The sequence below is a fragment of the Pedobacter sp. genome, assembly GCF_035566355.1.
GTDB lineage: Bacteria > Bacteroidota > Bacteroidia > Sphingobacteriales > Sphingobacteriaceae > Pedobacter.
Genome location: NZ_DATMRL010000517.1, coordinates 1 through 13,194 on the forward strand (window position 1 = coordinate 1; position 13,194 = coordinate 13,194).

Genomic DNA, 13,194 nt, shown 5'->3' on the forward strand with positions numbered 1-13,194 from the left:
CAACCTCATCCAGGAAATGGCGCCTCTGAACAACGCATTTAGGACGGCTCTAATAAAATCGTTAAACAAATGGAAAAGAGCTATTGAAGCCGAAATTATAAGAGGTCAACAGACAGGTCAACTGGACACTACACACGATGCCAAACAAATTGCATTGAACGTAATAACACTTTACCATGGCGTGAGAAATATGGGTAAATTACTAGGCAAGCCCTACTATATTTCGTTTCTGAAAGAGTTTCGAAGATACCTCGATATTTTGAATTAATTTTTTTGATAAAAAACATACCATACAGTATGTTTTAAATAATACTAAACATGACTAAGTAGCTTACATGCAAAAAAACATACCAAATAGTATGTTTAATCTATCTGTACAAGATTACAATACAACCGTAACTCCGCTATCCTTAAACGAATTGAACAAAGAAACTTTATCACACATTTCTAATATATCAAATCAATTTTTTATGAAAAAAAATCTGTTACATGGAATGATAATTCCAGCTATCATATTTTCTTCCTGTACACCAGGGGATCAACAGGCGCAGAACACCACTGCACCTGAAGTTCCGGTGGCAATAGTAAACCAGACCGATACGGTGGTTTATACAGAATATCCGGCAAAACTGGAAGGCCAGACAGACGTGGAGATTCGCTCGCAGGTTAAAGGAATTCTGGATAAAATATTTGTAGAAGAAGGTGCTTACGTGGAAAAAGGAAGATCACTTTTCCAGATTGACGCCCGCCCTTACCAGGAAGAATACAACAATGCCCAGGGCGAATTATTGGCTGCCAAAGCAGAAGTAGCAACAGCAAAAATTGAAATAGAAAAACTGACCGCACTAGTACAAAACAAAGTGGTTTCTCCCTATCAGTTAAAGACCGCACAAGCGGCTTATGATGCTGCGGCTGCCCGTGAAAGACAAGCTTTGGCAAAAACCGGAAATGCCAAAATCACTCTTGGTTTTGCAACAATTAAAGCTCCTGTAAGCGGTTATATTGGGCGTCTCGCTAAGAAAACCGGCAGTCTGGTTAGCCCCTCGGACACTCAGCCGTTGTCTTATTTGTCGGATAACAGCGAAGTGCATGCCTACTTTTCTGTTGGTGAAGCCGATTTTGTTGCCTTCAAAGACGGTTTGAAGGGTACCTCTATCGGGGAAAAATTAAAAAGTACTTCAGCAGTAACCATGATGCTTTCCGGTGGTATTCCTTATCCGCAAGCTGGCAGACTGGATATGGTGGATGCCGCATTTGATAAATCTACCGGAGCAATCACTCTGCGAGCAACCTTCCCAAACAAACAAGGTTTGCTTCGTTCAGGGAATTCGGGCAGGATTAAACTGGGACTGAAACAATCTGGTGTAAGTGCAGTGCCTCAGGCAGCAACATTTGAAATGCAGGACAAAATTTTTGCGTTTATAGTTGATAAGGGCAATAAGGCCCGACAAGTTGCTTTAACCATTTCCGGTTCTGTTGGAAATACCTATTACATCTCCGATGGTCTAAAGACAGGTGATCGTCTGATATTAAAGGGACTGGAATCCCTCAAAGATGGGATGTCTGTTAAACCTGAAAAATCAAATGAAAACCTGGCCAGCAATTAACCCCCAATTATAAAATCATGTTAAAAGTTTTTATCGATAAGCCGGTTATCGCCACAGTGGTTTCCATCATGCTGGTCATTCTCGGTGTGGTAGGTCTCATGGATCTACCCGTACAACAATTCCCGGATATTGCTCCTCCTGTGGTACAGGTGTCAGCCAATTATCCTGGCGCAAATGCGGAAACTATGGTACGCGCAGTAGCCCCGCCAATGGAGGAAGCAATCAATGGTGTCGAAAATATGACTTATATGAGTTCCACTTCGAGTAACGACGGAACCTTAACGATCTCAGTTTATTTTAAGCTGGGCACTGATCCTGACCAGGCAGCGGTAAATGTACAGAACCGGGTATCATCTGCAACCGGACTTTTACCCTTAGAGGTGGTTCAGGCTGGCATCACCACTCAAAAAGTACAGAATTCGCTCATTATGGCAATTAACCTGATGAGTGAAAAGCCCAAGTTGTATGATGCAACTTATCTGACCAATTACGCGCAAATCAACGTGATACCGGAGCTTAAACGGATACAGGGTGTTGGGCAGGTGACCCTTTATGGCGGCAACAGGGATTACTCTATGCGCATTTGGCTCAAACCAGCACAAATGGCTGCTTACAATATCACCCCAACTGAGGTAATGGCAGCCGTTAAAAGTAAAAATCAGGAGGCCGCGCCGGGAAGATTTGGAGAGTCCAGTGACCGCTCTTTTGAATATGTGCTCAAGTACTCAGGAAAATATACCAAACCAGAGGAATATGGGAATATGATCATCAGATCGAATCCGGATGGAAGCATCCTGAAACTCAAAGATGTTGCTAAGGTTGAATTGGGTAGCTATACTTACAATTCGCTCAATACCGTTAACGATAAGCAAAGTATTCTGTTCCAGGTCATACAATTGCCTGGCTCCAATTCAAGGGAAATACAAACCAAGGTTGCAGAATTCCTAAAAAAAGCTGAGAAGGATTTTCCACCGGGAATTAAACAGCAAATACTATACAATACAAAGGATATGTTGGATCAATCCATAGATCAGGTTGAGCATACTTTGCTGGAAGCATTTATCCTTGTTTTTATTGTAGTATATATATTCCTGCAAGACTTCCGGTCGACGCTGATTCCTGCAATAGCTGTTCCTGTTGCTCTTATTGGGACCTTCTTCTTTATGTCTGTGTTTGGATTTTCCATTAATCTGCTTACCTTATTTGCACTTGTACTTGCTATTGGTATTGTTGTGGACGACGCCATCGTTGTCGTCGAGGCTGTGCATTCCAAATTAGAACATCGGAGTATGACGCCAAAGAAAGCCACCACAACCGCAATGCATGAAATCACTGGTGCAATTGTTTCAATTACCTTGGTAATGGCTGCTGTATTCCTTCCTGTTGGTTTTATGAAAGGCTCTGCAGGGGTATTTTACCGTCAGTTTGCGTTCACCCTCGCAATTGCTATTTCCATATCTGCATTGAATGCGCTAACACTAAGTCCCGCATTGTGTGCTTTATTGTTAAAAGATGTAAATCATGATCATCATGAAAAGCCTACAAGCTTCAAACAGCGGTTTTTCTTTGCTTTCAATAAAGGATTTGAAAATGTGACTGGCAAATATGTTAGAGGGGTTAAAAAGATGATCCAGTTCAAGTGGGCCAGTCTTGGTGGACTTGTACTTATTGTACTGATTACCGGCTGGCTGATTCGCAGAACGCCTACAGGTTTTATTCCATCTGAAGATTTGGGGTTTATAGCCATATCAGTGAATCTTCCACCTGGTTCTTCTATGAATAGAACTCAGGCTATTCTTGATGAAGCGGCGAACAAAGTGAGGGATATGAAGGCAAAATTTGCCTTCAATGAAGTGGCAGGTTTTAATGTGCTGACCAATTCTACCAGCCCATCCTCGGGGGTTGCCTTTTTCAGGATGAAAAAAGATGGTGAACGTGGTGAAATGAATGATGTTGCAGCAAATATGACTGAATTGCAAAAGCGTCTTTCCACTATTAAAGGCGCACAGTTCTTCGTGTTTTCTTTCCCGACTGTACCGGGGTTCAGTAATGTTGATGCGCTTGATTTTGTTCTGGAGGACAAAGCAGGTGGCAAGCTGGATAAATTTGGTGGAATTGCGAACCGCTTTATTGCCGAATTAATGAAGCGCAAGGAAATTGCCGTTGCGTTCACCACATTTCGTGCCGACTATCCACAATATGAAATGGTCCTGGACCATGAAAAAATCGAGCAGCTGGGGGTGGATGAAAAGGATGTGCTAAGCACCATGCAGTCCTATTTCGGTAGTGCTCAGGTTTCTGATTTTAACCGCTTCGGTAAATATTATCGGGTCATGGTTCAAGCAGAGAAGGAAGAGCGTGCAGATCCGGCCTCCATGAATGAAATTTATGTAAAGAACAAATCGGGTAACATGGTCCCTGTGAATACCATGATAACGTTGAAAAGAGTATACGGGCCCGAAGCGATCACCCGTTATAACTTATTCAATTCAATAGGTGTCAATGCTCTTCCGAAACCTGGTTACAGTACAGGGAATGCGATTCAGGCCGTTCGCGAAGTAGCTGCAAATGTGTTACCTGCTGGTTATTCTTACGAATTTTCAGGGATGACAAGAGAAGAAATTTCTTCTGGTGGCCAGTCTGTAGTCATCTTTATCCTTTCCCTGTTATTCGTGTACTTCTTGTTATGTGCCCAGTATAACAGCTATATTCTTCCACTGGCCGTAGTGCTTTCAGTGCCTACTGGTATTATAGGAGTTTTTATGGCAATTGGTATGACTGGCATTGACAATAATATCTACATCCAGGTTGCCTTGATTATGCTGATCGGGTTATTGGCAAAAAATGCGATCCTGATCGTAGAGTTTGCCGTGCAGCGCAGACATGCCGGCCACACACTGGTGGAATCTGCACTGGAAGCTGCCAGACTTCGCATTCGCCCGATTATTATGACATCCATTGCATTTGTGGCAGGTATCTCTCCTATGATGCGGGCTACCGGTCCTTCTGCCATGGGTAATCATTCGATTAGTATCGGCGCGGCCGGAGGTATGCTAGGCGGGGTTGTCCTGGGGCTATTTATTATACCGGTTTTGTTTGTGGTTTTCCAAGGCCTTCATGAAAAAGTTGCTGGTAAAAAGGTTCATTTGGTACCCAAACTGGTGCTTGAAACTGAGATAGTCAATTAAAAAGTGTTTAACTCCTGGAAATATTCAATGAAAAACTATAATCGAATCACCTTAATGACCGGCTTGCTTTTTATGGTTGCAGGTTGTAAGATCTCTGCAGATATACAGGCCACCAAACCTGAATTGCCGGTTACCTTCAATAATGTGGCAGTGAAAGACACTGCGGGTATAAGTGCCTTGCCATGGAAAAGCTTTTTCCCCGACGAAGGGTTACATGCGCTGATCGACAGTGCCCTGATCAAAAACTTCGATATGCTTATCGCGTTAAAAAATATAGAGCAAGCGCAGCAAGTTGTAAAGCAATCCAAATGGAACAACGTGCCTAGCTTCGACTTCAATGCCACGGCCAGTACGAGTATTCCTTCGAAATACAGCCTCAACGGTTTGACTGCCTCCCAGTTTTTTGGCTCCAATCACATGGAAGATTATTCTATTGGTGCAAGCCTCTCCTGGGAAGCTGATATTTGGGGAAGGATACGCAACACCAATAAGGCCGCGCTTGCAGCCTACCTGCAAAGTGATGAAGCAAGAAAAACCTTGCAGACTGATCTTATTGCCAGGGTGTCCAAAGGCTATTTCAACCTGCTCATGCTGGACGAACAGTTACGGGTTGCACGATATAACACGGCGTTAAGTGACAGTACATTGCGCATAGTAAATGTGCAATATAATACCGGCCAGGCTACTTCGCTGGCTGTTCAGCAGGCTCAGGCACAACAACTTACTGTGACAGGTCTTATTCCGCAGCTCGAACAAGAAATGGCATTACAGGAAAATGCATTGCATATCCTCACGGGCCAGCTGCCGGGCAGCATCCATCGACATACCATCCTCGGCGACATCAAGTTTCCTGATGAACTTTCAGCTGGCGTTCCATCTGAATTGCTTCGCCGGCGACCAGACGTAAGAAGCCGTGAATTAGATCTGCTCATTGCGGATGCGAAATTAGGGATCAGTAAGGCTCAAATGTACCCAGCACTGCGGATCACTGCCAGCGGTGGTGCTAATGCGCTGAAAGCAAGTGATTGGTTCAATATTCCCAGCTCACTCTTTGGCGTAGTTGGAGGGGGTATACTACAGCCATTGCTGCAGCATAAGGAACTGAGTACGCAGTATAAATTAGCTGGCATCGAGCGGGAGAAAACGGTTATACTTTTTCGGCAAACCATATTAAAAGCAGTTGGTGAGGTATCAGACGCAATGGTTAGAATCGGGAAATTAAAACAGCAGTACCTTATTGCGGCCAAACGTGTCGCAACGCTTAGGCAAGCGACCGCAAATGCTGGTTTGCTTTTTCAAAACGGCATAGCGAACTACCTGGAGGTGATCACCGCACAGGAAAACGTATTGCAAAGCGAGCTGGATTTGGCTTCCATCAAGCGGCAGGAGCTCTCGGCTATTGCTGATTTGTACCGCAGTCTGGGAGGCGGGGTAAATTGATTGAAAAAGTTAACTATAAAATTAAAGTGTTATGATACAAGAAGAATTAAGAAAACAAACTGCTGCAGCGCATCAGCAATTAGAAAAATTGGTAGTTGCTCGACTAAAAAACATTCGCAACAACGACGATTATGCAGATCTGCTGAAAATATTTTATGCGTATTTCAGCCACCTGGAAAAGGCTATCATTCCGTATATATCTACCGAAGTTCTGCCCGACTATACGGAAAGAAGACATGCAATCAGCCTTGCGAATGATATCGTAAGCCTTGGAGCTGAATTAACAGGACTGCCGGAGCTATTTGTTCCTACAATTGACAATACGGTTAAAGCGCTGGGGGCTCTTTATGTAATGGAAGGTTCTGTGATGGGAGGCAAAATTATCATCGAGATGCTCGCGCGGAACGGGGTGCAAAAAGGTATTTCTTTTTTTGGGGGTTACGGTTCAGAAACCGGCGCTAAATGGGCTTCCTTTACTGCGGTACTGAACCGGTATATTCATGGGAATTCCGAACAAGAAGCTATAGAGGCCGCAAATCAAACCTTCTCCAATTTTACAGATGTTTTCCGCCAATCTTGCAACTCCCCTGTTTAATTCAATTGATTATCAAAGAAACAGTATATATTTTGTTTTGACCTGTCGGCTGTCTTCCTATATGGAAGCAGCTCACTTAAATATAATTACAAATGAAGAAGATGATAATAATCCCTGCTTTAATATTAAGTTCACTTAACCTATTCGCTCAATCGTCTTCATGTACACAAGTAACCGATACGTTATCAAGTTCTGAAAAGATCAATGTGGTGGTTGGTACAATCGCCGTAATATTTATCGGTCTGTCTTTTTATCTTTTTTCAATTGATAACAGGCTAAAGAAAATAGAAAAAGATAAATAAGCAGGTAGATGCATGACAAATTAAATTAATATAAACATTAACCAATGTTGATGACTGTTGACTTTTCCTCATAATACTGCAACAACTTCATTTGAAGGTCTATCAATAAGCTTTCTCTTTGGCGCAACTTCTCACTGAGCTCTTCGATTTTCAAAGTATCCTCTGATTTGAGTGCTGTAGCGTCACTGGAAAACATATCAACAATAGATACTTTAAAAAGATCCGCAATTTGACGGAGCCTGTTAATATTTATATCCGTTACCCCTGTCTCTATTTTTGAAAATGCAGGAACAGAAATTTCAAGTAGCGCCGCTACTTCATGTTGCCTCCATCCCATTTTTATACGGAGTAGTTTGATGTTTTTTGAGACTGTTTTCATATTTTTTTGTGTTAAATGAATAATAATTCTGTTATAAAAAAAGGAATAACTATTAACAAGCGATTAAGTCATCAACGGGGCCTTCAACCGATTTTCTATGGTGATCTATTTTCAAATTTCCTATAAAAACAGAAGGTGAAACACCAATAATAGATTTAAAAATAGCAGCGAATTTACTGTGGGATGAAAATCCATATTTGTTAGCCAGATAAGAAATCTTATACCTGCGTACCTCTGGATTTAAATGAAGATCACTTACTGCGTAATTGATTCTAAGTTCATTTACATAATTATTAAAATCTTTTCCTTTATACTTATTAATGATATAGGATATATATTTTGTGTTTGAACTCAGTTTAGTGGAAACCGATGACAAAGATACATCTCTCTGGAGAAAGAAATTTTTGACCTCCAATTTATTGAGTTTCTCTAGCAATCTTCCCTCAGATTCCTTTGCCATTACACTACGCAGTTCCGATTTAAAAATCTGATCCTTATTTAAAACCAAAGAATTTTCGACTAGGAGCAGATTTTGAGAATACTTCAATTTTAACATGGTCTGTTCATATTCAGATCTGCTTTTCTTAATAATCTGACGGCATAGGTAAATTAATAAGATAACGAGCCCTAATAATATTCTTAAGATAATTGCTAAAATTTTGCCAATTGAATAATGATCATGTTGTCTTCCTTCCATTTCTTTGAAAAGTTGATTGGAAACTGTTTTGACAACATGAGCTCGCTGATCTAATAATGAGGAGTAACTTTTCTGGCATTTCAATGCGGAATCTGGATTACCCGTACCTGTATAATAGGTAACCAAGCTTTTATTCATCATTATTTTAGCATTAAAATTATTAGAAGTATTTGCATATATTCAGATTCTTTAAAATATCCTAGGGCCTGAGTATATAATTCTTAAGTTCAAAATAGCAAAGACCAGTAAGCTGGTGATCAGTAGCCCTGAAAACTTCTCGACTGTGAAAATTAAACTTCAAATTGATTTTCTTTAATCAAACCTTTACGGGTAAGGTTCAATTGCTTCCCTTGTGTAAAGGTAGTGCTGCACCAGTACAATGAAATATGCATTCTATCATTATGGCAATATTATGCCACAGAGCTCTACTATATAGCAATATTTTGCTATATACTACCGATGGTGAGAAATTATAAACTTGTTTACCAAGTTAATCAGCAGACCTTCTCGTGGATACAACTTCTCTCTCCTTAATCTATTTAAGTAAAATGTTATTCCTGCTTAAAATTCTTTATTAGATTTGCTCAGCCACAGAACTGCCGTATTAACCACACATATTCTGTGAAATAAAGGATATGAGGATAATCTTTGCCATACTACTTTTTCCATTATTAACTTATCAATGCCTGGCTCAGGGCTTAAAATTCAACGGGAATAACGCGCCCATTGAATCAAGAACTTCTTATGCTGTATTTTCTGAAGAGCAAATACATGTTACAGAACAAATATCCGTTAGTTTCAAAATGGCAATTAGCCAGTCAAAGAGTTTTGGGAATATTCTTCGTATCAACCTTAATAAACAAAATTTAATCTATAACCTCATCTATAGGCAGGATGACCAGGATATTCAGGAGTTTAAACTGAACGAGGAAGGAAGAGACAACCTCATTACGATCCGGCTAGCAAAAAACAGCTTACGCCAGGGCGAATGGTTCAACGTTGAATTAGTTTTCAATCCTCATCGCAAATCTGTAACCCTCGGTATATTAGATAACAGGCAAAGCAGACAAATTTCTCATTTGCCTGTTGAGTTTTTTCCTGACATTCATTTCGGTAAAGCAGATTATGTGGTTGATGTACCAGATTTTTCTATTAAGGATTTAACGGTCAGTGCCGACATCCAAAAATATACGTTTCCTTTAAATGAAAGTAGAGGAAGCGCTGTTCATGATATCAGTGGAAAAGTAATGGGAAAGGTAACTGAGCCTATTTGGCTTATTAATGATGCTTACCATTGGAAAAAAATCATGAGCCTTTCTTCAAATACAATTGCAGGTTCAAATTTTGATCTAAAAAAACAGCAAATCTTACTGTTTAATCAGGATACTTTAACCATTTTTGATCTTTCCTCCCGGGCATTAAAAAGAAATTCATATAAAAATCCATTACCAGTTAAAATACAGTTGGGAAATAGTTTTCTGTATCAGCAAAGACTATATGTTTACGAGGTAAATAATCTTCCCAGGAATGCCTGTACAATGGCTTCTATTGATTTAAATGATTTTTCTACTAGACCAGTGAGCACATCAACCATTGCGATGCAGCTTCATCATCATACCGGCTTTGTAGATGAGCAAAGAAATAGATACATCATTACCGGGGGTTTTGGAAATCAGCACTACAACAATAACATATTAGCCTTCGACTTAAAAGCCGGAGTATGGGATACTTTAGCGACTAGCGGTTCTAAAATTGAGCCCCGTTATTTTACGTCATCATTCTACGACACCAAACAGGACAACTTATATATCTATGGCGGGATGGGTAATGAAAGCGGCGACCATACCATAGGCAGGCGCTATTATTATGATCTCCACTCCTTAAACCTGAAAACACTTAAAATACGGAAAAACTGGGAGATCAAATGGCCTGACGGAAATATGGTACCTGTTCGGAATTTAGTGACCAACTCTGATAAGTATTTCTACATGTTGTGTTACCCTGAGTATCTGCCCAATTCTAAATTACAACTATACCGTGTAGGAATTGCAGATGGATCTGCGGTCAAAATGGGTGATCAAATTCCAATTTTGTCTGAGAAGATAAAAACCAATGCCAACCTTTTTTTAAATGAAGAATTGAACGAGTTGTATTGTGTAGTCCAGGAATTTGACAAAGAAGAAGTACGTTCAGAGTTTAGTATATATGCATTATCTTTTCCTCCTATTCAAAAAGCCCAGCTTGATCTATATTCTACAACCAGTTCATCCGGTAGAGATCTGATTTATATCTTTGGAGCAATTATCTTACTGGTTTCCTCAGGAGTTTATTATTTCTATATCTATAAATGGAAGCCAGCCAATTTATCTAATAAACCGATACCGCTTGGGAAAGGAAAAACAGGTCCAACCGGTATTCTGGAAGATAAAGTTGTTGCTGAAGAAAATCCGAACGCAATTTTTATTTTTGGAATTTTCAGGATTAATGACCGCAATGGTGTGGATATTAGCCACCAGTTCGGTACAAAAATAAAACAGGCGTTCTTGCTCATATTGATCAATACTCCAAAAAATGGAATCAGTTCACAACAGTTAAGTGAAACCTTATGGCCAGAAAAAGAACAATTGCAAACCAAAAATATAAGGGGTGTAACGATCAACCAGCTACGTAAAACACTATCCAATTTAGATGGAATTGAGCTGATTTATGAAAAAGGTGTTTTTAAACTCTTGATTGATGAAAATTGTTTTTGTGATTTTCTGATGTTCCTCAGCTTGTTAAAAAAGGAAGAATATGCCCTTAAAGTACTCTGTGCGCTGTTGGAAAGAGGTAAATTTCTGCTTCATTTGAACTATCCAATGTTTGATTTGATGAAAGAAAAAACAGAGAAACAAATCTTAACCGAGCTCTATAAAGCTTTAGAAACGCGGTATCTCCAATCTGAATTTGAAATTACGCTACGGATGGCTAAGATTTGTCTGATTAGTGATCCACTGAGCGAAATTGCACTTTACTATCTGATTGCTTCTTTTGAGAAACTTGGACTTAAAGATGAGGCGAAAAGACAGTACCTGTCTTTTACAAAAGAGTATGCCCGGGTTATGAATGAACAATATTCCAATACCTATAGCACACTCCTTAACAATAGGCCGAACGGTTATTGAAAAATTTCAAAAAAAAATCCAGTTAACCCTTAAACTAACCCGTGAAATAACCTGTCGGGGGTAGTTTTGTTGCGTTAAATTTCCTGATAAACCATTAACCAAATTAAAACTAAATCCATTTAGCAGTAAGATAAGCCCACTTATACTAAATGATTAAAACCAAAAATGTATGAACATGATTTTTAAAATGAGAAACTTCGGTCTTCTCTTACTTGCGTTGATGATCTTCTCCTGCAAGCGGGATAACCCTGAAAAAATTGATCTTGATTTTTCGTGCCTGTCTAGTCAGCTGAACATTATGCAGCATATGATTGACACGGCAAAAATTGGCGATGTAGACGGCACCTTTCCCAAATCAAATGCTGATGAGTTGTCTTCGGCAATCCTTGCTCTTAAAGAAGGACTATCTAAGGCTAAGGCAGGCATATTAGTACTGCCTTACGAGGTGAATACTTATTGTGTGGCGGCAACGAAGGCCATCAATTCTTTCCAGGCTTCTTATCAGATTACCCTGAAACCGGGAACCCCGGCAGAGCTGCTTGTTAATGGTATTGACAAAAAAGGATATATTGATTTTGGCGAATCATCAGCTTATGGGGGTTCCAATAGCTTTACGGTAGAAAGCTGGCTAAAATACGATGCCGGATTTTTTGAATTCGCAATCGGTGATTTCATTGCCACATTCAGTAACGATGGAAAAGGAGTGAAACAAGGCTGGATGGTTAATTTTTCAGGATCGAATTTACGTGCTACCCTTGGTGTAGGCCCTCAGGCAGATCGAGTTTTTGAATGGGGATCTGCTTATCCTACAAATTATGGGCAGTGGAACCATATCGTTGCGGTTTATGATGGCAGTGCAGCAAGCGATCAGCTGAAAATGTATGTAAACGGGAATTTGTTTTTCAGTAAAACGAACGACGTAAAAGATGGTAGTGGTGTACTACAGCAGTATCAGCCAAATACCCGGAACCTAAAAATGTGGGCCTTTATGGAACCGGAAGATAACAACAGAAACATGGCTGGCTATATGAAAAAATTCAGGCTATGGAGTGCAGCGAAGTCTGCACAGGAGGTTAAAGACCTCATGCAAAAAGAGGTTACGGGAAATGAACCTAATTTAATCTGTGCCTGGGATTTCACTACTGTGCCTGCTAATGCAAGCAACATTCCCGATAAAACGGGCAAACACACCGCTAAACTGGTAGGCGTCTATAAATGGAAAAAAGTTAATTAATAAGCTAGATCATAAATAATTATGAAGAAAACATTACAGTTCTATGCTGGGCTATTGTTCATACTGATACAAATCCCATTAGCATTATTGGCACAAAACACGGAAATCCATATCAAAGGAAATGTCCGTGGAGCCGATGGATATCCCCTGACCGGTGCGTCAGTTTACATAACAGATACAAAAAAAGGTACTACAGCAAATGATCAAGGAGATTTTGAAATAAGCGTGCCGAAAGGAAAATCGATTACTGTCAGTTATACAGGTTACCAAACAAAATCACTTGTGATTACAGGAGTTTCAACATTAAGTGTGATTTTAGAGCCAGATCAAAATCTGTTAAGCGATGTGGTTGTATTTGGTTACGGAACGACAACGAAAAAAGACCTGACCGGATCAATACAGAGCATAAGTAACAAAGAACTCGTTCAGTCTCTGGCCACTAACGCAACTGAAGCATTAAATGGCAGGGTAAGTGGTGTTCTGGTCACCAAAAGCAGTAACCGTCCTGGAACAGATATGAGTGTTCAGATCAGGGGAACCAATTCTTTTAATTTCTCCAACGAACCGCTCTATGTAATTGATGGAGTA

General features: G+C 40.1%; 11 protein-coding genes. 9 read left to right on the top strand and 2 right to left on the bottom strand.

The features are described 5' to 3' along the window. The 6 genes from VNZ46_RS20025 to VNZ46_RS20050 form a co-directional block, all read left to right on the top strand. Positions 1 to 268, top strand: a 268-nt coding sequence (locus tag VNZ46_RS20025) for a TetR family transcriptional regulator C-terminal domain-containing protein (protein ID WP_325561927.1), incomplete at its 5' end; no start/stop codon positions are given. Positions 269 to 470: 202 nt separating this feature from the next. Next, positions 471 to 1,607: an efflux RND transporter periplasmic adaptor subunit gene (locus VNZ46_RS20030; RefSeq protein ID WP_325561929.1), complete on the top strand. Its 1,137-nt coding sequence runs from the start codon at positions 471 to 473 to the stop codon at positions 1,605 to 1,607. A 17-nt stretch (positions 1,608 to 1,624) separates the two neighbouring features. Further along, on the top strand, positions 1,625 to 4,795 hold the full coding sequence (locus VNZ46_RS20035; protein ID WP_325561931.1) for an efflux RND transporter permease subunit: 3,171 nt from the start codon (positions 1,625 to 1,627) through the stop codon (positions 4,793 to 4,795). A gap of 27 nt (positions 4,796 to 4,822) precedes the next feature. Further along, positions 4,823 to 6,235 carry a TolC family protein gene (locus VNZ46_RS20040; protein ID WP_325561933.1) on the top strand — a complete coding sequence of 471 codons (1,413 nt, stop codon included), beginning with the start codon at positions 4,823 to 4,825 and terminating at the stop codon, positions 6,233 to 6,235. Between the two features lie 31 nt (positions 6,236 to 6,266). Further along, entirely contained in the window at positions 6,267 to 6,830 is a 564-nt protein-coding gene (locus VNZ46_RS20045) for a biliverdin-producing heme oxygenase (RefSeq protein WP_325561935.1), read from the top strand. A gap of 92 nt (positions 6,831 to 6,922) precedes the next feature. Continuing rightward, a complete protein-coding gene (locus tag VNZ46_RS20050) occupies positions 6,923 to 7,132 on the top strand; it encodes a CcmD family protein (protein ID WP_325561937.1) in 210 nt (69 codons plus the stop codon). Positions 7,133 to 7,169: 37 nt separating this feature from the next. Here VNZ46_RS20050 and VNZ46_RS20055 read toward each other — a convergent pair whose 3' ends face one another. Next, on the bottom strand, positions 7,170 to 7,511 hold the full coding sequence (locus tag VNZ46_RS20055) for a helix-turn-helix transcriptional regulator (protein WP_325561939.1): 342 nt from the start codon (positions 7,509 to 7,511) through the stop codon (positions 7,170 to 7,172). 52 nt (positions 7,512 to 7,563) lie between these two features. Continuing rightward, complete coding sequence (locus VNZ46_RS20060; protein ID WP_325561941.1) at positions 7,564 to 8,349, bottom strand: helix-turn-helix domain-containing protein; 786 nt, start codon at positions 8,347 to 8,349, stop codon at positions 7,564 to 7,566. A gap of 494 nt (positions 8,350 to 8,843) precedes the next feature. On the opposite strand from VNZ46_RS20060, the gene VNZ46_RS20065 reads away from it, so the two are divergent. From VNZ46_RS20065 to VNZ46_RS20075, 3 genes are all read left to right on the top strand, one after another. Beyond that, positions 8,844 to 11,372 (top strand): helix-turn-helix domain-containing protein, encoded by a 2,529-nt coding sequence (locus tag VNZ46_RS20065; RefSeq protein ID WP_325561943.1) that lies wholly within the window; start codon positions 8,844 to 8,846, stop codon positions 11,370 to 11,372. 169 nt (positions 11,373 to 11,541) lie between these two features. Beyond that, positions 11,542 to 12,606 carry a LamG domain-containing protein gene (locus VNZ46_RS20070; protein ID WP_325561944.1) on the top strand — a complete coding sequence of 355 codons (1,065 nt, stop codon included), beginning with the start codon at positions 11,542 to 11,544 and terminating at the stop codon, positions 12,604 to 12,606. A 21-nt stretch (positions 12,607 to 12,627) separates the two neighbouring features. Next, positions 12,628 to 13,194 (top strand): carboxypeptidase-like regulatory domain-containing protein (locus tag VNZ46_RS20075; RefSeq protein ID WP_325561945.1); only part of this gene is annotated, 567 nt, incomplete at its 3' end.

What these genes read in the sequence shown, in the direction of transcription:
- VNZ46_RS20030 (WP_325561929.1), top strand. Translation starts at nt 471, where the DNA reads ATGAAAAAAAATCTGTTACATGGAATGATAATTCCAGCTATCATATTT.
- VNZ46_RS20035 (WP_325561931.1), top strand. Translation starts at nt 1,625, where the DNA reads ATGTTAAAAGTTTTTATCGATAAGCCGGTTATCGCCACAGTGGTTTCC.
- VNZ46_RS20040 (WP_325561933.1), top strand. Translation starts at nt 4,823, where the DNA reads ATGAAAAACTATAATCGAATCACCTTAATGACCGGCTTGCTTTTTATG.
- VNZ46_RS20045 (WP_325561935.1), top strand. Translation starts at nt 6,267, where the DNA reads ATGATACAAGAAGAATTAAGAAAACAAACTGCTGCAGCGCATCAGCAA.
- VNZ46_RS20050 (WP_325561937.1), top strand. Translation starts at nt 6,923, where the DNA reads ATGAAGAAGATGATAATAATCCCTGCTTTAATATTAAGTTCACTTAAC.
- VNZ46_RS20055 (WP_325561939.1), bottom strand. Translation starts at nt 7,511, where the DNA reads ATGAAAACAGTCTCAAAAAACATCAAACTACTCCGTATAAAAATGGGA.
- VNZ46_RS20060 (WP_325561941.1), bottom strand. Translation starts at nt 8,349, where the DNA reads ATGATGAATAAAAGCTTGGTTACCTATTATACAGGTACGGGTAATCCA.
- VNZ46_RS20065 (WP_325561943.1), top strand. Translation starts at nt 8,844, where the DNA reads ATGAGGATAATCTTTGCCATACTACTTTTTCCATTATTAACTTATCAA.
- VNZ46_RS20070 (WP_325561944.1), top strand. Translation starts at nt 11,542, where the DNA reads ATGAACATGATTTTTAAAATGAGAAACTTCGGTCTTCTCTTACTTGCG.